This is a genomic window from Nocardiopsis sp. NPDC006139, assembly GCF_040614155.1.
Lineage (GTDB): Bacteria > Actinomycetota > Actinomycetes > Streptosporangiales > Streptosporangiaceae > Nocardiopsis > Nocardiopsis changdeensis.
In genome coordinates this window covers 114,328-139,094 of record NZ_JBEXTT010000018.1, presented here as the reverse complement: position 1 = coordinate 139,094, position 24,767 = coordinate 114,328, and the positions used below count along the sequence as shown (strand labels likewise).

General features: G+C 71.3%; 25 protein-coding genes and 1 other RNA gene. 11 read left to right on the top strand and 15 right to left on the bottom strand.

The window, feature by feature from the left end:
- Positions 1–28: 28 nt before the first annotated feature.
- Positions 29–697, top strand: coding sequence for a helix-turn-helix domain-containing protein (locus tag ABZ249_RS22765; RefSeq protein WP_355266300.1), 669 nt, complete (start codon positions 29–31; stop codon positions 695–697).
- On the opposite strand, the gene ABZ249_RS22760 is transcribed toward ABZ249_RS22765, so the two are convergent.
- Together ABZ249_RS22760 and ABZ249_RS22755 are read right to left on the bottom strand one after the other, a co-directional pair.
- Complete coding sequence (locus ABZ249_RS22760) at positions 694–1,572, bottom strand: deoxyribonuclease IV (RefSeq protein ID WP_355266297.1); 879 nt, start codon at positions 1,570–1,572, stop codon at positions 694–696. The two genes, ABZ249_RS22765 and ABZ249_RS22760, sit on opposite strands and share 4 nt — an antisense overlap.
- Positions 1,573–1,651: 79 nt before the next feature.
- Positions 1,652–3,055, bottom strand: a complete 1,404-nt coding sequence (locus ABZ249_RS22755) for an FAD-binding oxidoreductase (protein ID WP_355266294.1) — start codon at positions 3,053–3,055, stop codon at positions 1,652–1,654.
- 93 nt (positions 3,056–3,148) lie between these two features.
- Between ABZ249_RS22755 and ABZ249_RS22750 the strand changes: the two genes are divergently transcribed.
- The 5 genes from ABZ249_RS22750 to rnpB all read left to right on the top strand — a co-directional run bounded on the left by ABZ249_RS22750 (position 3,149) and on the right by rnpB (position 6,900).
- Positions 3,149–4,108 carry a YafY family protein gene (locus ABZ249_RS22750; RefSeq protein ID WP_355266291.1) on the top strand — a complete coding sequence of 320 codons (960 nt, stop codon included), beginning with the start codon at positions 3,149–3,151 and terminating at the stop codon, positions 4,106–4,108.
- Positions 4,099–4,968, top strand: a complete 870-nt coding sequence (locus tag ABZ249_RS22745; protein ID WP_355266288.1) for a Nif3-like dinuclear metal center hexameric protein — start codon at positions 4,099–4,101, stop codon at positions 4,966–4,968. The genes ABZ249_RS22750 and ABZ249_RS22745 overlap by 10 nt, the downstream gene beginning before the upstream one ends.
- 111 nt (positions 4,969–5,079) lie before the next feature.
- The gene (locus ABZ249_RS22740; protein WP_355266285.1) at positions 5,080–5,826 is read left to right on the top strand and encodes a C4-type zinc ribbon domain-containing protein; all 747 of its coding nucleotides are present in this window, start codon (positions 5,080–5,082) and stop codon (positions 5,824–5,826) included.
- Positions 5,823–6,461: a histidine phosphatase family protein gene (locus ABZ249_RS22735; protein WP_355266282.1), complete on the top strand. Its 639-nt coding sequence runs from the start codon at positions 5,823–5,825 to the stop codon at positions 6,459–6,461. Before ABZ249_RS22740 ends, ABZ249_RS22735 begins: the two co-directional genes overlap by 4 nt.
- 51 nt (positions 6,462–6,512) lie before the next feature.
- Positions 6,513–6,900, top strand: an RNA gene (gene rnpB / locus ABZ249_RS22730) — RNase P RNA component class A.
- Positions 6,901–6,971: 71 nt separating this feature from the next.
- On the opposite strand, the gene ABZ249_RS22725 is transcribed toward rnpB, so the two are convergent.
- From ABZ249_RS22725 to ABZ249_RS22680, 10 genes are all read right to left on the bottom strand, one after another.
- Positions 6,972–8,105 (bottom strand): site-specific integrase, encoded by a 1,134-nt coding sequence (locus ABZ249_RS22725; protein WP_355266279.1) that lies wholly within the window; start codon positions 8,103–8,105, stop codon positions 6,972–6,974.
- 8 nt (positions 8,106–8,113) lie between these two features.
- The gene (locus ABZ249_RS22720; RefSeq protein WP_355266276.1) at positions 8,114–8,290 is read right to left on the bottom strand and encodes a helix-turn-helix domain-containing protein; all 177 of its coding nucleotides are present in this window, start codon (positions 8,288–8,290) and stop codon (positions 8,114–8,116) included.
- Entirely contained in the window at positions 8,287–9,693 is a 1,407-nt protein-coding gene (locus ABZ249_RS22715) for a replication initiator (RefSeq protein WP_355266273.1), read from the bottom strand. The genes ABZ249_RS22720 and ABZ249_RS22715 overlap by 4 nt, the downstream gene beginning before the upstream one ends.
- 88 nt (positions 9,694–9,781) lie before the next feature.
- Positions 9,782–9,964, bottom strand: coding sequence for a hypothetical protein (locus tag ABZ249_RS22710; RefSeq protein ID WP_355266271.1), 183 nt, complete (start codon positions 9,962–9,964; stop codon positions 9,782–9,784).
- 857 nt (positions 9,965–10,821) lie between these two features.
- Complete coding sequence (locus ABZ249_RS22705) at positions 10,822–10,974, bottom strand: molecular chaperone DnaJ (protein ID WP_355266268.1); 153 nt, start codon at positions 10,972–10,974, stop codon at positions 10,822–10,824.
- A gap of 152 nt (positions 10,975–11,126) precedes the next feature.
- Positions 11,127–11,264 carry a molecular chaperone DnaJ gene (locus ABZ249_RS22700; protein ID WP_355266265.1) on the bottom strand — a complete coding sequence of 46 codons (138 nt, stop codon included), beginning with the start codon at positions 11,262–11,264 and terminating at the stop codon, positions 11,127–11,129.
- A gap of 1 nt (position 11,265) precedes the next feature.
- A complete protein-coding gene (locus ABZ249_RS22695; RefSeq protein ID WP_355266262.1) occupies positions 11,266–12,012 on the bottom strand; it encodes a DUF2637 domain-containing protein in 747 nt (248 codons plus the stop codon).
- Positions 12,013–12,130: 118 nt separating this feature from the next.
- Positions 12,131–12,274, bottom strand: coding sequence for a hypothetical protein (locus ABZ249_RS22690; protein WP_355266259.1), 144 nt, complete (start codon positions 12,272–12,274; stop codon positions 12,131–12,133).
- The gene (locus ABZ249_RS22685; RefSeq protein ID WP_355266256.1) at positions 12,274–13,614 is read right to left on the bottom strand and encodes an FtsK/SpoIIIE domain-containing protein; all 1,341 of its coding nucleotides are present in this window, start codon (positions 13,612–13,614) and stop codon (positions 12,274–12,276) included. Before ABZ249_RS22685 ends, ABZ249_RS22690 begins: the two co-directional genes overlap by 1 nt.
- A 261-nt stretch (positions 13,615–13,875) precedes the next feature.
- Positions 13,876–14,202, bottom strand: coding sequence for a hypothetical protein (locus ABZ249_RS22680; RefSeq protein WP_355266253.1), 327 nt, complete (start codon positions 14,200–14,202; stop codon positions 13,876–13,878).
- A gap of 287 nt (positions 14,203–14,489) precedes the next feature.
- Between ABZ249_RS22680 and ABZ249_RS22675 the strand changes: the two genes are divergently transcribed.
- The 5 genes from ABZ249_RS22675 to ABZ249_RS22655 all read left to right on the top strand — a co-directional run bounded on the left by ABZ249_RS22675 (position 14,490) and on the right by ABZ249_RS22655 (position 18,944).
- The gene (locus tag ABZ249_RS22675) at positions 14,490–15,254 is read left to right on the top strand and encodes a GntR family transcriptional regulator (protein WP_355266250.1); all 765 of its coding nucleotides are present in this window, start codon (positions 14,490–14,492) and stop codon (positions 15,252–15,254) included.
- A complete protein-coding gene (locus tag ABZ249_RS22670; RefSeq protein ID WP_355266247.1) occupies positions 15,247–15,672 on the top strand; it encodes an NUDIX domain-containing protein in 426 nt (141 codons plus the stop codon). The genes ABZ249_RS22675 and ABZ249_RS22670 overlap by 8 nt, the downstream gene beginning before the upstream one ends.
- 1,075 nt (positions 15,673–16,747) lie before the next feature.
- Positions 16,748–17,860, top strand: a complete 1,113-nt coding sequence (locus ABZ249_RS22665; protein ID WP_355266244.1) for a DUF262 domain-containing protein — start codon at positions 16,748–16,750, stop codon at positions 17,858–17,860.
- Between the two features lie 8 nt (positions 17,861–17,868).
- Positions 17,869–18,366, top strand: a complete 498-nt coding sequence (locus ABZ249_RS22660) for a HEPN domain-containing protein (RefSeq protein WP_355266241.1) — start codon at positions 17,869–17,871, stop codon at positions 18,364–18,366.
- A gap of 431 nt (positions 18,367–18,797) precedes the next feature.
- Positions 18,798–18,944 (top strand): hypothetical protein, encoded by a 147-nt coding sequence (locus ABZ249_RS22655; RefSeq protein WP_220560152.1) that lies wholly within the window; start codon positions 18,798–18,800, stop codon positions 18,942–18,944.
- Here ABZ249_RS22655 and ABZ249_RS22650 read toward each other — a convergent pair.
- From ABZ249_RS22650 to ABZ249_RS22640, 3 genes are all read right to left on the bottom strand, one after another.
- Positions 18,896–21,256, bottom strand: coding sequence for a SulP family inorganic anion transporter (locus ABZ249_RS22650; RefSeq protein ID WP_355266238.1), 2,361 nt, complete (start codon positions 21,254–21,256; stop codon positions 18,896–18,898). The two genes, ABZ249_RS22655 and ABZ249_RS22650, sit on opposite strands and share 49 nt — an antisense overlap.
- 333 nt (positions 21,257–21,589) lie before the next feature.
- Positions 21,590–23,650, bottom strand: a complete 2,061-nt coding sequence (locus ABZ249_RS22645; RefSeq protein WP_355266235.1) for a hypothetical protein — start codon at positions 23,648–23,650, stop codon at positions 21,590–21,592.
- A 347-nt stretch (positions 23,651–23,997) separates the two neighbouring features.
- Positions 23,998–24,615: a YbhB/YbcL family Raf kinase inhibitor-like protein gene (locus ABZ249_RS22640; RefSeq protein WP_355266232.1), complete on the bottom strand. Its 618-nt coding sequence runs from the start codon at positions 24,613–24,615 to the stop codon at positions 23,998–24,000.
- Positions 24,616–24,767: the final 152 nt, after the last annotated feature.

Sequence of the window (24,767 nt, the reverse complement as noted above, 5' to 3'; positions counted from 1 at the left end):
GCACGCGTTCGACCGCTACGGTGAACCCATGCCCGACGCACCCCGGACCGACGACGAGGACGCCTTCCCCGAGGAGGGCGAGCAGCTGCAGGTGGACGCGAGCGCCCTGCGCGGCCTGGCCCACCCGCTGCGCGGACGCCTCCTGGAGGAGCTGACCCGCAACGGCCCCGCCACCGCCACCATCCTGGGCCGGCGCCTGGGGGAGAGCAGCGGCGCCACCAGCTACCACCTGCGCCAGCTGTCCCGGTTCGGGTTCATCGACGCCGCCCCCGGCCGCTCCGGGGGCCGGGAGCGGTGGTGGCGCATCCGGCCCGGCGGCTGGAACATGAAGGGCCACGAGTTCCTCGCCGACCCGCGCACCCGGGCGGCCGCCGAGGCGGTCCTGGGCCGCTACTACCACCAGCGCGAGGAGCACTTCCGGGACTGGCGGGAACTGGTGGGCGAACGGCCGGACGACCCGGACGTGCGCCGCTGGAAGGACGCGGCGACCGACTCCCTGTCGCACGCGCGGATGACGCCGGAGGAGGCGCGGGAGTTCGCCGCGGCGCTGTACGGCTTCCTGCGCGACTACGGGCGCCGTTTCGAGGGCCGCACCCCCGGGGACCACCCCGACACCGAGAGCGTCGAGGTGCAGGTCAACATCTTCCCCGTGCTGCCGCCGCTGCGGGAGCGGCCGGAGCGGGACGGGGGCTCCTAGCCGTCGCGGAGCTTCTTGAGGGCCGCCACGTCGGCGGCGTGCGGCCCGGCCGGGCCGGGGGTCTCGACCACGATCGGCACCCCCGCGCTCACCGGGTGGACGAACAGCTCCCCGAACGCGTCGGCGCCGATGAACCCGGCCCCGATGTTCTCGTGCCGGTCCCTGTTGCTGCCGCACGGGGCCTTGGAGTCGTTGCCGTGGATCACCCGCAGCCGGTCGGCGCCCACCACCTCGCCGAACCGGTCCAGCGCGGTGCGCATCCCCTCCCGGGTGGAGATGTCGTGCCCGGCGGCGAACAGGTGGGCGGTGTCCAGGCACACGCCCGCGTTCGGGTGCCACTCCAGCGCCTCGAAGTAGGGCACCAGGTCGTCCACGGTCGCGCACAGTACCTGGCCCTGCCCGGCCATCGGCTCCAGCAGCACCGGAGGGACGTCCTCGCCCAGGCGCTCCAGCAGCGGCAGCAGCCGTTCCCGCATGCGGGCCAGCCCTGCCTCCCGGCCGCCCGACACCGCCGAGCCGGTGTGCACGACCACGCCCAGCGCCCCGATCTCGGCGGACCGGCGCAGCGCGTGCTCCAGGGAGGCCACCGACTTCTCGGCGACCTGCTCGTCGGGGGTGCCCGGGTTGATCAGGTAGGGCGCGTGGACGAACACCGGCAGCCCGGCTCCGGCCCGTTCGCGCATCCGCGCGTCCTGGGCCGGGTCGCCCCCGTTGGTCGCCCAGCCGCGCGGGTTGGACACGAACACCTGGACGGTCTCGGCGTCGATCTCGGCCGCGTAGGCCAGGCCCTTGTCGGCCATGCCGCCGGCGACCGGGACGTGTGCGCCGACCGGGGACGGGGGCCGCGGGGAGCGGGTGCGCTGCGTTGTACTCATGCTCCGACCAGCCTAGAGCGTTTCCCGCGGCCCCTGTCCCGGACGGCCGGTGGCCCCGCTCACCCACGGGGACGGGCGGTCACCGCAGCGGCCGGTGGGAGTGGACCAGGCCCCGCGGGTCGAGCCGCCCGCGCAGCCCGACCAGGCGGGCGTGGTCCGCTGGGGAGAAGGCGGTGCGGACGAGGCCGGGGTCCATCTCCCCGAAGGACAGGGTCAGCGAGCGCCCCAGGGTGCGGCCGGCCAGCGCCCGGGTGGTCGACGCGCGCAGGTCGGCCATGGCGGGCGTGTCCCGCGACCCGTCCAGGGTCAGCAGGGTAAGGGCGGCGGTGGCGCCGCGGTGGCCGACGGCGCCGGGGACCCGGGGCGGGCGGGACAGGGCACCGCCCAGGTGGCGCAGCGACATGACGGACATGAAGGGGGCCTCCGCCGCCCGCACGGCGGCAGCGGCGGCGTCCTCCACCGGCAGGTCGTCCAGGAGCAGGCCCTCGCCGCGGAAGGCCGCCGGTTCGTCGGGGTCGGCGAACACCTCCCCCGAGCGGGTGTAGGGGAGGACCCCCGTGGTGTCCTCCAGCAGCGGACCGGCGGACCGCAGGGGTTCCACCAGGAGGGGGCCCGCGTCGACGGGGCCCGACCAGGAGACCGCCACCCGGGCCAGGTGGCGCCCCCGCAGGTGCGGGGGGAGTCCGGGCAGGTCGGGGTAGGCGATCAGGGACACCCCCGAGGTCATCTCCTCGGGCAGGTCCCGGGCCCAGTCCCACCAGGCGCCCAGGACCCGGGCGGGGTCCCCGCCCAGGTCGAAGAGCAGCCCGCCGCCGTACAGGCGCTCCACCGGGAACAGGTCGACCTCCATCGCGGTCACGATCCCCAGGTCCCCGCCCCCGCCGCGCAGGGCCCAGAAGAGCTCGGGGTCGGTGTCGGCGGTCACCGTCCGGGCCGTGCCGTCGGCCGTGACCAGGTCGACGCGGCGCACGTGGTCGGCGGCGAACCCGTACCGGCGGGCGAGCAGCCCCACGCCGCCGCCCAGGGTGTAGCCCACCGCGCCCACGGACGGGGCGCTGCCCGACAGCGGCGCCAGCCCGTGGGGCGCCGCGGCCCCGATCACCCGCCGCCAGGTGGCGCCCGCCCCGATCCGGGCGGTGCGGCGGGCGGGGTCCACCCGCACCCCGTCCATCCGGTGCGTGGCGACGAGCACCCCGCCCGCCAGGCCGGTGCCGCGGCCGTGTCCGGTGGCCTGGACGGCCACCGGGAGGCCGTGCCCGGCCGCCCACGCCACGGCCGCGCGCACGTCGTCGGCGCCGGCCGCCTCGACCACGGCGGCCGGCCGGTGGGGGTTCAGGAGCTGGACTCCGGTGCCCGCCCGTTCGTGGCCGGGAGATCCGGGGGCGTGCACGGCCCCCCTCAGCCGGGCGGCCAGGTCGCGCGCCGCGGTGCCCGCGGTGCCCACCGTGTTCGTCGTGTTCGTGGTGTTCGTCGCATCCGTCATGGAGCCCTCCGGAAGTCGTTCCCGTGCGGTCCCGGCCACCGTAGGAGCCCATGCGGCCACATCACGGCCGCAATGGACGGCATTCTGGGGGACATGAGCGAATCCGTCCGGGCGGGGCTGCCGCAACGGCTCCTGCGCCTGCTGTCCCTGCTCCAGGCCCGCCGCGAATGGAGCGGGGCCGACCTCGCCGACCGGCTCGGCGTCAGCGCCCGCACCCTGCGCCGCGACGTCGACCGGCTGCGCGGCCTCGACTACCGGGTCGAGGGGGTCCCCGGTGTCGCGGGCGGGTACCGGCTCGCCTCGGGGCACGGCCTGCCCCCGCTGCTGCTGGACGACGAGGAGGCCGTATCCCTAGCGCTCGCGCTGGTCAGCGCCGACGGCGCCCGGGAGGGCGCGCTGAGCGCCCTGGCCAAACTGGAGCGGATCCTGCCCGCCCGGCTGCGCCCCCGCCTGGCGGCGGTCCGCGGCAGCGCCTCCGCCGTGCCGGCCGGGCGGGACGACACCGACCCGGCGACCCTGGGGCGGCTCGCCGCGCACTGCCGCGACCGGGTCGTCACCGCCTTCGCCTACCGGCCCCGGTCGGGGGAGCCCGGCGAGCGGCGGGTGGAGCCGCACCACCTGGTCTCGCACGGCGGCCACTGGTACCTCATCGCCCACGACCTGGACCGGGACGGCTGGCGGACCTTCCGGGTGGACCGGGTCGGGGGCGTCCGGGCCGCCCACGGCCGGTTCGCCCCGCGCGACCTGCCCGACCCGGCCGGCCACCTGCTCGGCGGGTTCGCCGAGGCGACCTACGCCCACACCGTGCACCTGGCCGTGGACCTGCCCGCGCGGGAGGTGCGCGGCCGCCTGTACGGGCCGTTCCCCGGGCGCATCGAACCCGACGGCGAGGACCGGTGCCGGGTCCGCGTCAGCGCCGACTCCCCGCACCTGGTCGCGCAGTACACCGCGGCCGTGCTGTGCCTGGACGCCCGGGTCACCGTGGAACAGGTCACCGCCGAGATCGCCGGGCACCTGCGCCGGGCCGGAGGGGCGCTACTCTCGTGCCCGTGAGCACGCAGAACGAACACCCCGCGCTGGCCGACGTCACCGCCGCCTTCGAGGACGTCTACCCGACCTCCTGGGCCGCCTCCTGGGACCGGGTGGGACTGGTGGTGGGCGACCCCGCGGACCGGGTCGCCAAGGTCCTGTTCGCCGTCGACCCCGTCGAGGCCGTCGTCGACGAGGCGGTCACCTGGGGGGCGGACCTGATCGTCACCCACCACCCGCTCATGCTGCGGGGCGTGCACAGCGTCGCCGCCGACACCCCCAAGGGGCGTATCGTGCACCGGCTCATCCGCGCCGGGATCGCCCTGTACACCGCTCACACCAACGCCGACACCGCCGCCCCGGGGGTGTCCGACGCGCTGGCCCGCGCGGTCGGGCTCACCGGCCCGCTGCGCCCCCTGGAGCCCGACACCACCGACCCCGACGGCCGCCGCGGCATCGGCCGCGTCGGAGCCCTGGACACCCCGATGACGCTGCGCGACTTCGCCGCCCGGGTCGCCGCGGGCCTGCCCGCCACCGCGCCCGGCGTCCGCGCCACCGGAGACCCGGACCGCATCGTCACCACCGTCGCGGTGTCGGGCGGCGCGGGGGACTCCCTGCTCGACGCCGCCCTCGCCGCAGGGGTCGACGCCTTCGTCACCTCCGACCTGCGCCACCACCCCGCCTCGGAGTTCGCAGAGCGGCCCGGCGCGCCCGCGCTCGTCGACACGCCCCACTTCGCAAGTGAGTGGCCGTGGCTGGCGGACGGGGCCGCGGCCCTGGCCGACTCCCTCGTTCGGCGCCTGGGCCCCGATGGGGCTAACGTGGAGGCCCGTGTGTCCACCACGGTGACGGACGCCTGGTCACAGGCGTTCCCGTCGGCCTGACATCCGCACGCCGCCGGGCATCCCGATCGAACTGCACGGTGTCATCGAACTGCACAGAGTTGAGAGCGCGGACGGCGTACCAGCCTTTTCCGACCACCCCAGGAGAAACAAGTGAAAGCCGAACCCGCCGCTCAGGCCAGACTGCTCGACCTCCAGGAACTGGACCTGGAGGTCCAGCGCCTGGACCACCGCGCCGCGACCCTGCCCGAGGTCGCCGAGGCGACCCGGCTCGCCGAGCTCGCCGACCGCCTCGACGGCGAGCTGATCGCCGCCCAGACCCGCCTGTCGGACGCCGAGCGCGCCCAGCGCAAGGCCGAGAGCGACGTCGACCAGGTGCGCGCCCGCGCCGCCCGCGACACCGAGCGCCTGGAGTCGGGGCGCATCACCAGCGGCAAGGAGCTGCAGAACCTCCAGTCCGAGATCGCCTCGCTGGGCCGCCGCCAGGGCGAGCTGGAGGAGGTCGTCCTGGCGGCGATGGAGCAGGTCGAGACCCTGTCGGCGGAGGTGGTCCGGCTGACGGCCGCCGCCGAGCAGGCCCGCGTCGACTACACGACGGTGGTCGCCCGCCGCGACACCGCCGTCGCCGGGATCGGGCTCGACCGGGCCCGCGTCGTCGAGAACCGGCAGCGGGTGTCCGAGGAGGTCCCCGAAGCGCTGCTGTCGCTGTACGACAAGCTGCGCGTCCAGTACGGCGGCGTCGCGGCCGCACCGCTGCGCCACGGCCGCTGCGAGGGCTGCAAGCTGGTGCTGAGCCCGGCCGAGATCGGCGAGATCCGCGCCGCCGCCCCCGACGACGTGGTGCGCTGCGAGGAGTGCCGCCGCATCCTGGTCCGTGTTGCGGAGCCGGAGGCCCAGTGAGCACCGGGTGGGGTGCCCCCGACACCTCGCCGACCCGGTTGCTGCTGCTGCGCCACGGCCAGACCCCGCTGTCGGTGGAGCGCCGCTTCGCCGGCCGGGGCGACGTCCCGCTCACCGAGGCGGGGCGCGCCCAGGCCGCGGCGGCGGCCCGGCGGCTGGCCGGCCGCGGGGTCGACGCCATCGTCTCCTCGCCGCTGCTGCGGACCCGGGGCACCGCCGAGTACGCCGCCGAGGCCCTGGGGCTCCCGGTCGAGGTCGACGACGGGTTCGTGGAGACCGACTTCGGCGCCTGGGAGGGGATGACCTTCGCCGAGGCGCGCGAGCACGACCCGGTGGCGGTCGACCGGTGGGTGTCCGACCCGCGGGCCGCCCCGCCCGGCGGCGAGGCCTTCGCCGCGGTGTCGCTGCGCGTCGGTGCGGCCCGCGACGCCCTGGTGGAGCGGTACCGGGGACGCACCGTCCTGGTCGTCACCCACGTCACCCCGATCAAGACGCTGGTCCAGCAGGCCCTGCTGGCGCCGGTGCAGGCCCTGTACCGGATGCACCTGGACACCGCGAGCCTCACCGAGGTGGACGTCTACGCCGACGGCCCCATGGTGATGCGCGCGTTCAACGACACCTCCCACCTGGCCTGAACCGCCGGTGGCCCGGGCCCGGGCCACCGGCGGTAGACTTCGTGGTCGAGGGGAGTCGGCCAGGCGGTCGCGGACCGCGCCGGGTGCGCGGATCCGAGGAAAGTCCGGACTCCACAGGGCAGGGTGGTCGGTAACACCGACCCGGGGCGACCCGCGGGACAGTGCCACAGAAAGCAGACCGCCACCGCTCGCGGTGGTAAGGGTGAAACGGTGGTGTAAGAGACCACCAGCGGCCGGAGCGATCCGGCCGGCTCGGTAAACCCCACCCGGAGCAAGGTCAAAAAGGGGATCCCAGGATCCCCGCGCGGATGTTCGAGGGCGGCCCGCCCGAGTCCGCGGGTAGACCGCACCGAGGTCGTCGGCAACGGCGATCCCAGATGGATGACCGCCCGGTCCGTTCGCGGACCGACAGAATCCGGCTTACCGGCCGACTCCCCTCCTTTCAGCCTTTTGACCTGCGGTGCAGGCCGGGGGAGCCGACCGTGTTCCGGCCCTGTTCCGGATTCCGGATCAGCCGGGGGAGCGCAGGAGCAGGTCGATCGCTCCCCGCCCGAGTTCCTCGTGGTCGGGGAACAGGTGCCCGTAGGTATCGAACGTCTCCGTGATGGAGGCGTGGCCCATCCGGCGCTGAATGGCCTTGGGGTTCACCCCGGCGGCGATGAGCGCCGAGGCGTAGAAGTGTCGCAGGTCGTGGAAGCGGGTGCCCTCGGGCAGGCCGACCTTCTTGACCGCCCGGGACCACGCCGAGTTGAACGCCGAGGGCTTGGCCACGGCCTTCCACGTGTTGCTGATCAGCACGTCCCCGGGGGCCGGTTCGTACAGCTCCATGTGCCGCTCGATCTCTTCGAGCACCAGGTCATCGACGGGCACGATGCGCCGGGAGTACTTCGTCTTCAGCTCCACAAGCCTGCCCTTCTGTGCCTGCATGCGGATGTCCAAGTGCCGCTTGGCGAACACCACCCGGGGGAGCGTGAGCCCCAGGGCCTCCCCGCGGCGAAGGCCGGCACCCGCGCCGAGGAAGACCGCGATCCGGTAGCGCGGGGTGATGGCGTCGGCCATGTCCCGGACCGCTTCCACCGGGAGCGGGTCGATGACCCGGTCACCCAGGCGGGGCAGCTTGATCCGGGAGCACGGGTTGGAGGTGATGACCTCGTCATCGACGGCGGCCTGCATGACGATGCGCAGGGTCGCGAAGGCGATGTGCACCGTACTGGCCGACAGGCCGGGGTCGCCGTTGAGCTTGGCCACGAAGGACTTGGCGTCGGCCCGGGTGATGCTCCCGATCTCGCGGCCCCCGAAGGCCGGGTAGACGCGGTGCCGCAGATGCCGTTCGTAGGTCTCCCGGGTGCTCTCGGCCACGTGGACGAGCTGGGGCAGCCAACGGGTCTCTGCGTACTCCCGCAGGGACACCTTCCCCGCCCGGGGGTCCACGTAGGACCCGCGCAGCCGGTCGGCCTCCATCAGCGCCACGTGGTTCTCGGCGTCGATCTTGCGCGGGAACGCCCGGGACACCTCCTCCCCGGTCGGGTCCGCCCACACCGCGAGGTAGCGTTTCCCGCTACCGTGCCGGGTCGTCTTCTCCTTGGTCACCGTCCCGTCGGGGTGCTTGACCCTGCGCCACCACAGGTCGCGTACACGCCCCATCAGTCACCTCAGCCCTGTTCCAGGACCCAGGCGCGGACCTCGGTCGGCTCGTAGCGGACATGGCGGCCGACCCGGTGCGACGGGGGACCGGTGCGCCGGTAGCGCCACTGGTACAGGGTCTTGAGGGGGACGCCGAGGTAGGAGGCGGTCTCCTCCGGGGTCCACAGCCGTTCCAGGGTCTTCATCGCGTGCCCCCGTCCCGGTCGCGGCCCATACCGGCCACCATCGACGCCAGGGCGAGTTCCCCGAGGGTGAGGCCCTGCCCGAGATAGTTCCAGTTCGTCAGCGTCAGCGTCAGCGTGGTCTCCTGCCCGGCCGGGGCGATCGGGGTGAAGGCGTCCATGTCCCAGGGGCGGCCGGCGGCGAAGTCGGCCCGGACCTGCCGGAGCTTGCCCAGGGTCGTCGAGTAGCGGCGGGACTTGGTGGAGAAGTGGCCCCGGAAGCCCAGCATGTGCGCCCACGTGCGCAGCTTGAGGTCTTCGAGCTGGGGGTACAGGCGGGCATTGCCCAACCGCCAGCAGGTGTAGATGAGCCGCCCGATGTGCGGGCGCACCTGCGACATGTCCACCTGGTCGATGTCGTGGATGCGCCGGTCCGGGGTGCCGGTGTCCTCTGCCGCCTTGGTGGCGTACTTGGCGATGTAGGCCGCCACCGCTGCCTCGCTCAGCCCTTCGCCGGGGCCGAAGTTCTCGATCGGGCGCACGTCCACCTGTTCACCCCAGGCCAGATCCCACATGCGGCCGTTCACCACCGGGGAGGCGACCGACACCGTCCGGGCGGCCGAGGCCACGGCGGCGGTGAGCATGTCCAGACCCGCCCACACCGGCGGGGGCGGCCACTCGCCGGGGTCGCGGGTGTAGCCGTCGAGGCGGATGACCGCGTGGAAGTGGACCGCGCCCCGGACCTGGAACTCGGCCACCTTGGCGAAGGACACCCGGACCCGCCGGTTGAACTCGGTGCGTGACAGCCCGGCGGCCGAGGCGAGGTGGTTGCGCAGGTACAGGGTGAAGCGCCGCCACAGCTCCCCGGTGTGCGCGTGCCAGAGCACGTGCCCGAGGTAGTCGTAGGCGGTGTGATCGAGCGGTTGCCCGATGAGCGGGTCACCAGCGCGGTGGTGTTTGAAGCACGCGGCCCCCTTCCGACGGGGGTGGCACACGCGGGTACGACCGTCTTTACCCGGCCCCCGGTGGACGGCCCCGAAGGACGGGGCAGTCAGCGTGACGAACACCCGGGGGTGGACGCCGACCGAGGCCGGGACGCCCTTGTCCCCGCCGACGAGCCCGGCCCGGACCAGATGGAAGGTATCGGCCCGGTACTCCTCCGAGCATGAGGGGCAGCGCGAGGCGCGGCGGTTCTTGCAGCGCATCAGCAGCTCGTTGGCCGGTTCGGTGGCGGTGCTGTAGTGGGAGAGGACTTCTCCGGTGGCGTCATCGACCTTGACCGTCTCACCGGTCAGGCGGACGGGGCAGGAGCAGCCCCGCAGGGCGCGGGCTCGCTGGATCCACCGGTCAAGGTGGTTCTCGTCGGCGGCGGTGATGCGTTCCAGGGCGGGGCCGAGCAGGTTGGCGAGCGGTTCGGGTTCGGGCATGGCGAAGCAGAGCCTTCCTTGTGGGCAGGTGAGGAAAGGCCCCGAGGCGGCGGGTGTGTGGAAGCAGCACCGCTCCGGGGCCGAAGGTTCAGAGGTCGGCGGGAGCCAGGTCCAGATAGAGGCGGACTCGGGAGTCCCCGCGGTTCGGGTACAGGCCGGTACGTCGGACGGCGCGCATACCGGGTAGGCCGGTGATGCGGTCGGCCAGTGCGGCGATGTCGCCGGGGGCGCCTTCGAGGCGGACCCGGATCGTGCGGCCGGGGGTCACCATGTGTGCTCGCAGTCGCGGCACTCGTAGCCGGTCACGGTCTTGCCGCCGTCATAGCTGTACTCGGTGATATCGCCACCACGGCACTTCGGGCATGTCATAGGCTGGTGACGCCTCCTTCGTTCCTGTTGGGTTCGTTGGACAGGTGAACCCGGGGTGCGGTCGGTGTGTGGAAGCAGCGCCGCACCCCGGGGTGTCCGGTCAGGTCCACGCGCTCTCGCAGTGGAAGCACAACCAGACCCCGTCTGCCTTGCTGTAGCGGACATCAGTGGTTCCGCAGTCCGGGCACTCCATGGCGGGATTCCTCTCGTGTTCAGTGGACCCGGTTGGTCCCCACACCGCCCCGTAGGGCGGCATGGCCATCAACCGGACGGCCGGGCGGGTGTCAGTTCGGGGTGTCGGGGCACTTGAAGCAGCGGGCGGGCACCGAGTCGAGCGGGCCGCTGTAGCTGACCAGTTCTCCGCAGTTTTCGCAGGTCTCCAGCCGCCATCCCATGAGCGTTCCTTCCTTGGCCGTGATCGTGTGATTCGGGCAGGTGGCCCCGGGAGCGGGTGGTGTGTGGAAGCAGCCCCACGCCCCCGGGAGCCGAGCGGGTCAGCGGGTCGGCTTGCCCACGGTGATCTTGGTCGTGGTGTCGTCGCCCTTCTTGGCGGGGTTGTCCCAGCAGCCCATAGCGGCCTCCTCCTTTCGGGTTCCTGTTGGGTTCGTTGGTCAGGTGCGGCGGTGGACGGTCGGTGTGTGGAAGCAGCCCGTCCGGTGATTCATCAGCGGTGACCATGGCCTTGGCAGGCCTTGCAGGTGTCGCCCTCGCTCAGGACGCCGAGGCCGTAGCAGGTGGCGCACAGGCGGCTGTCCTGCATCAGCGGGGGTACCGGAACACGACCGTCTTGCCGGAGCCGTCGCACTTCCCGCAGGTCCCGTACCGGCGCCCTCCGAGGATTCCCAGCTTCTCGACCAGGACCCGGCCCGTGCCGTTGCAGATGGTGCAGGTCTCGTACTCGCGCTTCGCCATGGTGTTCGCCCTTTCCTCGTGTCAGTTCTCGTCAGTGGGGGCCTTGCCGGTGCCCATGCAGTCCAGGCAGAAGCTCTGCTGACCGACCAGCTCCCGATAGGTCGTGGAAGCGGCCACCCGGACGCCTTCGCCGTTGCAGGTGCGGCATTCCTTCACGGGGCCACCGCCTCGACGCGGCCGGTCCCATCGCAGGTGTCGCACGGCCCGTACCGGCGGAACAGCGGCCTCTTCTTGATCAGGCGACGGCCCTGCCCGTCGCAGTCCAGGCACTCCCACGTCTTGGCGCCCATGTCAGCTCCCTTCGGTGATCTGCTGTCGCAGCGACGCCGCGACCTCTTCGGAGACCCCCAGCCGGGACCGCAGCGCGGTCACCGTGATCTCCCTGCCGTGGGTGATGCGGTAGTCGGCTGCGAGCTGGGAGGCGTAGGAGGCCAGCGGGTGCCCCTGCTCCACAGCGGCCGGGGCCGACACGGGTGCTGGCACGGAAGCCGGTCCGGGAGCGGGGGACGCCACCGGAGCCACGGCCTCAGCCGGGGCCGGAGTGTGGCTCCAGTGCACCTCCCGCACCGTGTACTCCTCCCGCTCCTGCGACACCGACACCGGCGGGGCCGGGGGTGCCGGAGCAGGCTCCGAGGGCGCGGATTCCGTCTGGGACGCGGGGGTGGTGTGGGCTGCGCGGCGCTCCAGCATGGACACCGCCACAAGGAACGCGGCGGCCGGCACCGCGGCCACGATCCACCCCCACACCGTGGGCTGAGCCGTCGCCAGGTTCGCAGCCAGAGTCAGCACCACCGCCCCGACCAGGACCACGGTCGGCCACGTCAGCCCGGTGACATCCCGGGCAGCGTCGCGCTGGCGCTCACGGGCGGCCATGACACAGGTGAGGTCGATGGACACGGCCACTGCCCACGCCATCCATCCGTGTTGGCCGGACTTCTCCGCCAGGTCCCGGATGTGGGTGAACGATCCGGCGGCGGCGATGGTAGCCAGGACCAGGATCGGACCCCAGTCCGCCGACACCGACAGCAAGCGCTTCACCGCATCACCACCCCCTCTCGATCTCGCTGTAATGGGCCTCGCAGACCCATTCGCCGGTGCCGGCGGTCTTGGTGTAGGCCGTGTTCGTGCACCGGGCGCACCAGTACTTCACGACCGCTCACCCCAGCCAGGAGCGGAACCCGCGCAGGTCCCCGTCGAAGTTGGCCTCCATGTCGGCGTAGTGCTCGTTGCACACCCAGGACGACTGTCCGCCCGACATCGCGCGGGTCGTCGCCTTCTTGGAGCAGAACTCGCAGGTCATCAGGACATCTCCTCTTCCAGTCGGTCCCAGTCGATCTCTGCGGCCGGGACGGTTTCCTTCTCCTTGATCCCGCCCGAGACCAGCAGCTCCCAAGGCGGTGTGAGGTCGGCGTATGCGGCGGCGGCCTCCTTGGCCATCTCCTCCGTGGTCAGGTCCGAGCGGCCCCGGTACCACCGGCCGTCCGCCCCGACGGTCACCGCTACGCCGGGCATCTCGGCGGGGATCTTCATCGCGGCCGACAGCGAGTCCGGGGCCAGGTCACCGAGCGCCATCTTGGCCGTCTCGGCGTCGTTGACCCGGTGGCAGATCCGGCCGGTGATCTGCGAGCGCAGCGCCGTCACGCCCGGCCCCAGGTCCGAGCCGACCCGCTGACCGGCCACCACCAGATACAGGCCGAAGGCGCGGCCGAGCTGGGCGTTGCGCAGCAGCAGAGTCGAGGTGCGGGCGATCTCGTCCTTCTCGGACTTGTCCGCCATCAGGTACAGCTCCGCGACCTCATCGACCAGGATCACGATCGGCATCGGCCGCACCGCTTCGGGGAGCTGCCAGATGTTGCGTACCCCCGCCTCACGGCACAGGGTCATCCGGTCGGTGAGGATGTCCATCAGCCCACTGAGCAGGTCGGTGCACTCCGGCCGGGTCGTCGCCAGCCGGGACATCCGATCGGCGTAGGGGGTCAGCTCCACACCGCCCTTGAGGTCCAGCCCCACCAGTGCCACAGGCTGCGGGGCCAGCCCGTACACCAGGGCGTTGATGTCCGTGGACTTGCCCGACTGGGTCGCGCCCATGATCAGCCAGTGCGGCACCTGCCGGAAGTCGATCACCCACGGGTCGCCGGTCTCCAGCGTGCCCATCCGGACCTTCAACAGCTCCCAGCCCTCCGCTCCCAGCGGCGGGGCCTCGGTCACCGTGTTCAACGGGTCCGTTCGGGCCGCCACCAGTTCCACCCACCCGGGGCCGGAGGTGCGGATGCGCACGGAGTCCACCCGCCAGGCGTGCGCCAGCCGGACGAGCGCGTCACGGTAGTCGTCCGGGGTCTGTCCGTCGTGCAGGCGGGCACGGACCCGGAATCCGTACGCGGTCGGGCGGAACCGGCGAAGCTTGGGCTTCTTCTCCACGTTCACGCGGCGCACCCCGCCCTTGACCTTCACCTTGTGGCGGGTGTGCGAGAGGCCGCACCCCTGCGCGACCCGCTCCCAGGTCAGGTACACACGCAGTCCCGAGCCCACGAGGCCCGGACCGTAAGACCACGTGGTGGGCGACCAGTGGTGCCAGGCGGCGGCCGACAGCGGCACCGCGGCAGCGGCCGGGGGCACCGCCCACAGGATCTCCGGCAACATCTACCGGCCCCCTCGATCTCGTCGATAGCGTGGTGCACGGCCTCGGGCGCGAACCCGGACAGGTAGGCCAGCAGATTCCGCAGCTCGTCTCCGGGCCGGTCTTCCAGCCGCAGGCGGGCCAGCGCGTGTACCGGCCCCGTGGTCGATCGCTTCATTCCTTTTCTCCTTTGCCTTTGCAGGTGGGGCACAGGGTCAGGCGGAAGTTCGGCATGTGCCGGACCTCCCCGAACCCTCACGGGTCTTGCAGAGGGCCACCGCAGGTCAGCCCTTGCGCATCTCGATCGGAGAGACCGAGGAGGCCGAGAACGCCACCCCGTGGCGGCCGTTGGCCTCCCACGCCATGGCGCTGAGCCCCTGCACCGTCAGCGGCGTGCCCAGGCGGGCGGTGATCGCGTGCGCGGCCGGGAAGCTGATCAGCACCGTCTCGGCGTCGTTGTCCTCCACCTGCGCCAGCACCTTGAGCTGCCACATCGGGGAGCCGTCGGCGTTGTACTTGATCTCGCCGGTGGTGCGGTCCTTCAGCTTCGGACGCGGCGACCCGGCCGCGATGAACGTCATCTGCGAGGTGTCGACGGGGATATTGCGCATCTTGGAATCTCCTTGGTGTACTTGGTGTTCTAAGTTGTGGCTACTTTGTACACCAAGTTGGAGCGGGTTGGCAAGCGATCACGCAGAGTCGGAAGAACCTTGGTGGGCTAAGTGCACTAAGCTCCAGGTCAGGCGGTGTACTCCCCGCGCACGCGGGGATGCGCCCCGCTTGCCGGGAGTTCAGAAGGAGTCCGCAAGCTCGTTGTGCAGGTACGTAAGGGCGGTGAGGTCCACGCTTACGACGCCTACATGCGAAAGCTGTCCCGCGCATACTGAACTGGAGGAACATGAAGTTCGCTGAGGACGAGGTCTTCTACCGGCGTATCGCCGAGGACATCCGCGCCAAGATCGAGCGCGGGGACTTGAAGCCCGGAGACAAGCTGCCCTCCTTCGCTGAGATCGCAGCTGAGTACGACGTGTCATCGACCGTCATCAAGAGCGCCATCCAGATGCTCAAGACGGCCGGCGACATCTACGGGCGCCAGGGCAAGGGCACCTTCGTCAGTTCCAAGAAGCGCGCGCAGCGGGTGCGACGCATCCCCTTCGAGCGAGGCAAGAGCACGGGGAGCACCTTCGCGGAGGAGATGAAGAAGCTCGGCCGCGAGCCCAGCGCCCGACTCGTGAAGTGCGAAGTCGAGCCCTCCGGCGCCGACATCGCGCGGGTGCTCGGGCTTGCCGCGGGCGAAGAGGTCTTGGTGAGACAGCGGCACATGACCGCTTCCGGACGCCCGGTCCAGTTGGCCACCTCGCACATCCCGATGAGGGTTGCGGGGAGCATCGACATCGCCTTCCCGGACGCCCGCCCCACGGTGATGTACGAGCGCTTGGCGGAGCGGGGGCACCGGCCGGTCCGGTTCTCCGAGGAGATCACGGTGCGCAGGCCCACGCAGCAGGAGAGCGAATTCCTCGGAGTCGAGGGCGGTTTCCCGGTTGTAGAGGTGACCCGGACTGCCATTGACGCAGAAGACGTCCCGGTCGAAGCGACGGTCAACGTCTTGGACGCTTACGCCTGGTCCCTCGTGTACGAGTGGGAGGAGAACCAGGATGGCTGAGACTCCCAGGCACTCGGTCAGCGTCACCGGTGTGGTGTTCAACGGCGAGGGGCGCGTTCTCGCGATCAAGCGCGAAGACGACGGGCGATGGGTACCGCCCGGGGGAGTTCTCGAACTTCACGAGGACCCGCGGGACGGAGTCGTGCGCGAAGTCTTCGAGGAGACCGGCGTGAAGGTGAAGCCGGGGCGGTTGATCGGGATCTATAAGAACATGCCGCTCGGTGTGGTCAGTCTGGCCATCGAGTGCACAGCCGAGTCGGGGGAACCGCATCCGTCGGATGAGGCCGTAGTTGCCGGATGGATCAGTATCGAGGAAGCCCGTGAACGGATGCCGGAAGCGCGGTTGGTGCGTGTGCTGGATGCCTTGCGTGACGACGGACCGTTCATCCGGTGTCATGACGGAACGAATCTGGTCTGAGCCGACAGAGCCCGGAGGACGTGAGGGTCTTCCGGGCTTTTGCATGCTCGGAGTCGGGGTGATGAGAAGTTTCCTTACGTCTTCAAGCCCGCCCCTTCGGGCCGGGGCAGGCAGGGGCCAGGGTTCCCGGCCGAGTGCGGGCGGGTGGTGGGAGTGCCTCCGGCGGGGACTCGGGGATCCAGGAAGTGGGGGTAAGGCGGGGAACGGCGGGGTGGTCTGTGGTGGTGGGCCCTCTTCCTGCCACCCGTCGTCCGGTCAGGGACCTACCACACTGCCCAGGGGCCACAAGATCGTTCGGACAGTGGGGCGCTCCATCTTGTGGCCCCTGGGCAGCGCGGTCGCGCGGGGCGCGGACGAAGGGTGACGGGAAGAGGGGCCAAGGGGAGGCGTCGGGAACGGGGTGGCAGGGGGGTGGGAGGGCCTGGTTCCTTTGCAGACTCGACCCGGGCGGGTTGAAGCGCTGAGGTGACGAACACGGAGATTTGGCCGGCACGCGGGAAGCCGCGGGGGTCGGGGGCGATCAGGAGTGTCGGGGCAGTGGGCGCGAGGGGAGAGGACGCGGGGCAGGCCGGGGCCGGGGGTGGCGTGGGAGCATCGCGGCCCGGGAGGGGTTTCCTCGGAGAGGGCGAGTGCTGCGTGTTGGAGTACGCGGGCAACCAGGAGTGCGCGTTGCGCGGTTGCGGGACACCCTGACGGGTGTCCGGCGGTAGGCGCGCCCGGGGGCGCTTCCGCCTGCGTTCCGCGCGGCGCGCCCCCAGCGCGCCCCGCCGAGCCCAAGGAGTAGGGCACGGCGTTCGTTCACTAGGGGAAGCGAACCAGGGGCTACAACAGTCCAGAACCTGCAAGAGCCATCAGGCAGATCACCAGACGGTGTGCAGTCGCATGACTCGCGAAACTTCCACTCTAAAACCACGCACCCAGAAGCCGGAGTGCTTGAGCTTCCTCTGATGTGCCCCACACCGAAGCATCAGCTGATGCAGTATGGGCTCAGTTGGCGTCTAAGACTCGCCTCCTTGGTGAACTAGTGGTCGCAGACTTCTTTCGTTGTTCTACTTGCTGCGATATGTTGTCTCTTATGAGCGAAGAGCAGCTTGAGCTGGATGGATTCGTGCTCACCTCGGAAGAAGAAGTTGAACTTACTGAGGCTGAGGCTGAGGCTAAGCCGGTGACCTATACGGGAACCGATTTCGATGTCGAGGGCCTTGTTAGAAGGCTTGGTAGGGGAGATATTGTAATCCCGACTTTTGGCCATGGAGACCCCAGTTTGGAAACTGCGGGTTTTCAGAGGGGATTTGTTTGGAGGAGGCCCCAGATGGATCGCTTCATTGAATCTCTGTTGATGGGCTATCCAATTCCTGGAATCATGCTTGTTGAGCAAACAGACCGGCGCTATCTTGTTCTTGATGGTCAGCAACGGCTGCGCACGATGGCTGCCTTTTACGAAGGAGTTCACGCGGGAAGGGAATTTGTTCTCGATAATGTTGCCGCGGAGTTCAAGGGTCTTAAATACAAGACGCTCAGGCCTGAACAGAGGCGTCAAATGGACAATACTTTCATTCAGGCGACGATTGTCAAAACCGATGGGACCCAGGAATCTCTTGAGGCGATCTATCAAGTCTTCGAGAGGCTAAATTCTGGCGGGACTCAGTTGACGCCCCATGAAATCAGAATAGCGCTCTACCCGGGCATGCTTGTTGATTTCTTGGAGGATCTCAATCAGCTCCCGGCCTGGAGGGGGCTTTATGGTGCCCGGTCGCCGCGTCTTCGCGACCAGGAGTTGATTCTTAGAATTATTGCCTTGTACATCAATATCGATGGCTATTTTAGGCCCCAGAAAAAGTTCCTGAATGAATTTTTGGGGAAGCACAGGAATATGGAGGGCATTGAGGAGGGGGATATTAAATCCAGGTTCCGAAAAATATCGGAAACTCTCCTCAGGGGTCCCGGTAGGGCGGCTCTCCGGTATCAAAGCTCCCAGGTGAACGCTGCTTTGACTGAAGCTATATACGTTGGACTCCTAAGGCGGCTTGAAAACTCTCCCGAGCCGAGCGATGAAGATGTCTATCGTGCGCTAGAGAACTTTAGGGAAAATCGGAATGCGGCAGTTACGATTTCTGGATCCACTGCTACTGAAGAGTATGTAAAGCGAAGGATAGAGTTGGCTAGTGCTGCATTTTTTGAGATTTAGGTGAGTTAGTGGCAAATTCGTGGCCTCCTTATGTTTTGTCAAGTCTCAGGGCCTCCATTGATCAACTTGCCGAATCTATCAGGGAGAGGCCGAGGGAGCGAAGTGTCGATGAGTCGGTATGGCTTGTCAGGTTTTTTGTGGTGCGGACTTGTGGCTATTTGGAGCAGGTGGTTCACGAGACCGTGAAGGCTTATATCGATGCTTGCTCTGGGGGTCCTGTTAGAGAGTTTGCGCATTCTTGGATGGCGCGGAGTAGAAACCCCTCTCCCGACAACATGCTTGGCCTGGTTGGGAGACTTGGGGGGAGCTTTGAGGAGAGTCTTCGCGGGCACCTTGAAAAAGACGATCAGCATCTTCTTCGTGAAATGCATCTCTTGGTCGACAGGAGGCATAAAATAGCGCACGGGCTAAATGAGGGTCTTAATGACCGCAGGGCCTTGCAGTTATACGATAGCGCTATTGAAGTGGCGGACTGGTTTTTTGGCAACTTAAAGCCTCCCAGGTAGTGCTAATGGAAGAATGCTTATATGTAATTCTTCCTGCTCTGTTCCGGCTGTGTTCCGGAGTGGGGCGGGGAACGGCGGGGAACAGTGAGAAGCCGCGCAACCTGTTGGTGCAGGTGGCGCGGCTTCTTCGGGTGTCGGGGCAGGTCAGCGGGAAGCGGCTGGTTGAATCCGGCTTACCGGCCGACTCCCCTCCTTCCGGCCCTCCGGCCCGCGCCGCGCGGCGCGGGCCGGACGTGTCCGCCCCCGTCCCCGCGGGCCTCCGGCCGCCGGTGCGCACGGGGACAGGTGTGTACATCCCCGTGGTGATGGTCGACGGGCGGGGGCACCGATAGATTGGGCGGAGCGCTCCGCCACCGCGACCGCGGCGGCGGGCACCCGCGACCGCCGGGGCCGGTGGCCGCGGGCGACGGCGTCCACGGAATGGGTGACTCTTGTTCGACTCGACCCTCTTCTGGGTGGTCCTCTTCGGCCTGCCGTTCCTGGCGATCGTGGCGATCGTGCTGCTCGCCACCTACCAGGCCTCAGGGGTTCAGGAGGACGGGCGCGACGACGCGCCCGAAGACTCCTCCAGCGGCTGACCCGGGTCGTCCGCAGGGCGCGGCCGCGGCACCGGGTCGGCCACGTCGTGCACACCCTGGACCGGGGTGAACTCCCCGGTCGCGGCGTCCAGCAGGTGCACCCGGGCCGTCTCCAGGTCGTAGTACATCCCGGTCAGCTCCAGCTCCCCGGACTCCACCCGTTCGCGCACCAGGGGGTGCAGCATGAGGTGGGCGAGCTGCTGGCGGACGTTGGCCTGGGCCAGGCGGCGCAGCGCCTCCGCGGTGGGCAGCCCCGCCAGCTCCCCGGCGCGTTCGCCCGCCCGGACCAGGCCGGCGGAACCGTGGGAGAGCCAGCGGCGCATGTGCGAGGTGTCGGTGGAGTCGGGGTCCAGGTGGGCGCCCTCCAGCAGTGCCTTCATCGCCCCGCAGTGGGAGTGCCCGCACACGACGATCGAGGGCACCCGCAGCAGCGCGACCGCGTACTCGACGGCGGCGCCCACCGAGTCGTCGCCGGGGCTGTCCGGGGGCGGCACCAGGTTGCCGACGTTGCGCACCGTGAACAGGTCGCCCGGGCCGCTGGCCGTGATGAGGTTGGGCACCACGCGCGAGTCGGCGCAGGTGATGAACAGGGCGGTGGGGTTCTGCCCGTGGGACAGCCGGCTCATGACCGACCGCATCCGGTCGGCGGTGCTGGCGTGGTACTCGCGCGCCCCCGCCGCGAGCAGCCCGAGGGGGTTCACCTCCTCGGGCCCGGCGCCGCCTCGCATCCCCCAGGGCGCCCACCAGCGGGCCAGGCCCCGCGGCGCGGTCTTGGCGGCCGGGGCCGACCGCAGGGTGCTGCGCTCGTACCAGCGTTCGTGCACCTCGTCGATGTCGACCGAGCCGCCGGTGCGCTCGTGGTCCACGCGCCAGGCGTGGATGGCCTCGAACGCCGCGTGGTCCATGAAGTCCACGTGCAGGTCCAGGTCCACGGCGGCGCCGGCCGGGACGGTGCGCAGCACGTGCGCGAGCCGGGGCACCCCCAGGAACGTCAGGGACCCGTGCACGGTGATGTGGACGCGGCCGCCGCGCTCCTCGGTGGTGACGGTGAGCCGGGTCAGGCGGCGCAGGGACACGACCATGGCCAGCGCGAACCCCAGGAACACCCCTTCCAGCAGCCCCAGCAGCACCACGCCGGACAGGGTCACCAGGTACACCCCGGCCTCGTGGTGGCGGCGCAGGTCGCGCAGGTGGGCCACGGAGACCATCTGCACGCCGATGAACACCAGCAGCGCCGCCAGCGCCGCCATCGGGATCAGCTCGACCACGTGCGCGAACAGGGCGACGAACACCAGGACCCACACCCCGTGCAGGATGGTGAACAGTGGGCTGTGGCCGCCCGCCCGCACACCCGCGGTGCTGCGCACCATCCCCCCGGCGATGGGCAGCCCGCCCAGGGCCCCGCTGACGGCGTTGGCGGCGCCCTGGCCGCACAGCTCGCGGTTGAGCATCACCCGGCGGCCGCTGTGCAGCCGGTCCACGGCGATGGCGGAGAGCAGGGTCTCGACGCTGGCCACCATGGCGACGGTGACCACGGCGAGCATGACGCCGTTCCACTGGCCCGCGGCGGGGAGCGCGGGGCCGATCCAGCCCTGGGAGAGGGAGTCCGTGAGGGAGATCGTCTCGACCTCCCAGCGCCCCAGGGTGGCGATGAGCGTGGCGGCGCCGACCGCGACCAGCGCGGCCGGGACGAGGGCGGGCCGGAACCGCCCGAACCCGGGCAGCCGGGCCCAGCAGAACATCACGGCGATGGTCACGACGCCGACCGCGACGGCCGGCGTGTGGTTGTGGACGATCTGGTCGGGCAGGTCGGTGAGGTTGGCCAGGGCCGAGCTCTGCGGTTCGCCGCCCAGGACGACGTGCAGCTGGGCCAGGGCGATGGTGATCCCGACGCCGGCGAGCATGCCGTGGACGACCGCGGGGGAGACGGCCAGGGCCGCGCGGGCGATCCGGAAGGCGCCCAGGGCGAGCTGGACGAGCCCGGCCAGCAGGGTGATGAGGCAGGTGACCTGCCACCCGTACGTGGCGATGAGGTCGGCCACGATGATGGTCAGGCCGACGGAGGGACCGCTGACCTGGACGGCGGAGCCGCCGACGAGGCCCGCGACGATGCCCCCGACGGCGGCGGCGATGATCCCGGCGGTGAGCGGCGCCCCGGCGGCGACGGCGATGCCGAGGGCCAGGGGGACGGCGACGAGGAAGACGACGAGGGAGGCGCCGACGTCGGCCGCGATCCCCCTGCGGTCGGACCGTGGGGCGGGCTCCTGGTCGGCGGGCGGTGCGGGCGGTGTTCCCTGGGCGTCGTTGCGCAAGGCGGCTCCTGTTCTGTACGGGCGGACGATGCGTAGGCGCACGGGGACTTGAGGCGTCCGGACCGGGGGGCGCGCACGGCGTCCGGCCTTCGAGATGTCTCGAAGGGTGCCGTGTCAGTCACCAACTGTAGTCAATGGGAGTGGCTCTGTGTTACGGGCTGTTGTGGTTTCGGTAACCATTTTCCCGTGTTCACATGAGGCGGTCGCGAATCCGGACAGAACAAAAACCGAGGTGGCGGGCGTGAACCCGCCACCTCGGCGTTGTGAACCCCTGATCGTCCCCCGGCCCGCCCTCAGCGGGGGCCGGGCGCACCGGTCACGTTCGGTGCCCGGTCACCGGAAGCGGCCGTCGCCGTGGCCCTCGTCGTAGCCCCGGTGCTCCTGCTCGCGGCGGTCGTAGGGCGGCGCGCCCCGGTAGGGGTCGGGCGTTCCGCCGCGGTGCCACTCCTCCAGCGGGAGGTAGCCGTCGTACTCCGGCTCCGCCTGCCGCGGCGGGTAGCCGCCGGGCATGCCGTCGTAGCCGTCGCCCGGCCGGCCGCCGAAGGAGGGGGCCGGGCCGGAGGGGGCGTGGCCCGCCCCTGGGCCGCCGAGCAGCGGGTCGGCGCCGGGGGTGCCGGCCGGTGCGCCCGGTCCGAGGGGGCCGCCGTACCCGCCGCCGTAGCCGGGTGCGCCGGAGGGCGCGTCGAACCGGTCGGGCCGCCCCGCCGGGGCCGGGCCGCCATAGCCGGACGGCGTGACGGGGCCGGGGCCCTCTCCCGCGCCCCACAGCGGCTCACTGCCCGAGGGCCGCGCGTGCGTGCCGCTGTCGTAGGGCGACGTGCCGGTGTCGTAGGCGGGGCCGGGGTAGGCGGGGCGGGTGTGGGCGCCGCTGTCGTACTCGGGTCGGCCGTGGGTGCCGGTGTCGTATTCGGGGCGGGTGTAGGACCCGGTGTCGTAGGCGGGGCGGGTGTGTTCGCCGGTCTCGTACTCGGGCCGCCGGGGCGCGCCGTAGTCCGGCCGCGCGTGCGTGCCGCTGTCGTAGGGCGACGTGCCGGTGTCGTAGGAGTGGGTTCCGGTGTCGTAGGCGGGGCCGGGGTAGGCGGGGCGGGTGTGGGCGCCGCTGTCGTACTCGGGTCGGCCGTGGGTGCCGGTGTCGTATTCGGGGCGGGTGTAGGACCCGGTGTCGTAGGCGGGGCGGGCGTGTTCGCCGGTCTCGTACTCGGGCCGCCGGGGCGCGCCGTAGTCCGATCGCGCGTGCGTGCCGCTGTCGTAGGAGGGGCGGTCCGGGAGACCGTGCGCCCCCGGGCCCGCCAGCGGGTCGGGCCGCCCCGGGGCGGGGAGGCCGCCGCCCAGCGGGTCGCCGGACACGCCCGGGCCGGCGCCGTAGCCGCCCGCCGGGCGCTGGTGGGAGCCGGTGTCCAGGCTCGACCAGATCGGCGATCCCACGTCGGAGCCGGAAGAGGGCGCGCGGTACCCGCCGCCCAACGGGTCCGGGTCGTCGAGGCGCCCGCGACCGCCCGTGCCGCCGTCGTAGGGGGACGGGGAGGACGGCGCCGGCGTGTAGGGCGCACCGCCCGGGGCCGCGCCGCCCGCCGACGGCGCGCCCAGCGGGTCGCGCGTCGGGCCGCCGGAGCCCAGGGGGGCGCCGAGCGGGTCGGTGCGGGGCGCGGTCAGCCGGTCGGCCAGGGACGGGGAGTCCGGGGACGGGGTGGTCCGCACGTTCCAGGAACTGGAGCTGAGGGGGTCGTCCTCCCGCGCCGCGGGCGCGGCGGGGGAGGACGGGGCGGGCTCGCGGACGGGCGGCGGCAGCTCGGCGCGCTCGGGGCGCGGCGGCAGGGCCCGTCCGTCGTCGGGCGCCGGAAGGTCGTCGTTGCGGCCCAGGCTGGCCAGCACCGCGAGGTCGGCGGACGGGTCCGAGGCGCCGGTGGCGCGCGGCAGCACCGTGGTGGCCCCGGGGGCGCCGACCGGTTCGTCCTCGTAGTCCTCGTAGTCGTCCTCGTACTCGTACTGCGTCACGCTGGGCGCCCGGTCGTCCCCGCGCTCGTCCCGCTCGTCCCGGTCGTCGCGGCCGCCCCGGTCCCCGCGTTCGTCGTCGTCGCCCAGGCTCGACCAGAAGCCGCCGTCCTCGTCGTCGTCCCAGTCGTCCTCGCGCTTGCCCCGCCGGGGTTTGGGCCTGGGGCGCCGCTCCGCCCGCCCGGCCGGGCGCTGCCCGCGGCCGCGCCCCCGCGGGGCGCCGCGGTCGTCGTCCCCGCCGTCCCCCGGATCCGCGTCGTCCCCGCCGTCCTCGTCGTAGTCGTAGTCGTCCTCGTAGCCGTCGTCGCGCGATCCCAGGTTGAGCGCGCGCATGCCCAGCAGCAGGAGCAGCAGCACGGCCAGCACGACGACGATGGCGATGATGATGACGGTGAGGGTCATGGTTTTCGCATCTACCTTGGGGAGGTCGGCCGCGCGCCCGGATCCCTCCGGGACGGGCCCGGGTGGGGGCCGGTCGGAGCGGGGCGGCGGCCGCCTGGGCCCGCGGAGGGGCGGCCTGCGGAGCGGGAGGGGTGCAGGCGACTCCTGTGCGGTCTCAGGTCAGCGTGCCGCGCGGCGAGTGGACGGATAACGGTCATCTGAAAAGGGGCGGGGGCATGCCCCACTGTATGCGCTGTCGCGCCCTGTGTGCAGAGGGCGATGGGAGCTTCCTCGGGGAATCCGGAAAAGACCGGCCATCCCGGGATACCTGTGGGTGACCCGGGACGGTGCGCACGGGGCGGCCCGGATCACTCCGTGCCGGTGACCAGGGACCCCCGCGCGATCGCGCGGTCGGCGATCGCCTCCAGCGCCGAGGACAGCTCCGCGCCCTCGGGCAGGTCCAGCGGGGCGCTCAGCGCGTACACCGTGAACCGGAAGTTGTGCGGGTCGTCCTCCTCCGGGCACGGCGGCTGGTAGGCGGCCTCGCCCGTGCTGTTCAGCCCCTGGCGGGCGTCCGCGGGCACCGTGTTCTGCCGGAGTTCACCCGACTGCGGGTCCAGGTCGAAGAGCACCCAGAAGACCTCGGCGGCCTCGGGGTCGTCCACCACCACCGCGAGGGACTCCGTGTTCTCGGGCAGTCCCGACCAGCTCAGCGGCGGCGAGTACGACTCGCGCTCGCCGTCCTCGCCCGGCTCGGAGCCGACGCAGGTGAAGGGGTCGGGGAGCGGGCGGCCCTCCTGCATCATCGGGCTGACGACGTTGATGTCGTCGGGCACGTCCCCGTTCTGCCCGGGGGCGAACAGGCCGCAGCCGGTGGTCAGCGTCAACGCCGTCCCCGCCACCAGGGCGCCGGTGAGCGCGCCGGGGGAGGTGCGGGGCGCGCGCCGCGCCCCGGTCGTCCGGAGGGAAGGGAGGGCCGGGAACAATGTGGGACTCCTGCTGGACTCTGGAAAAGCGCGGAACGCCGTAGGGACGGGGCGTACCGCAGGACGGAAGCGGCCGCGGCGCGGCGTCCGGAACGGTCCCGGCGCCGGGCGCGGCGAGGGGCGTGCGCGAGCACCCGCACACGCTCCTCAGC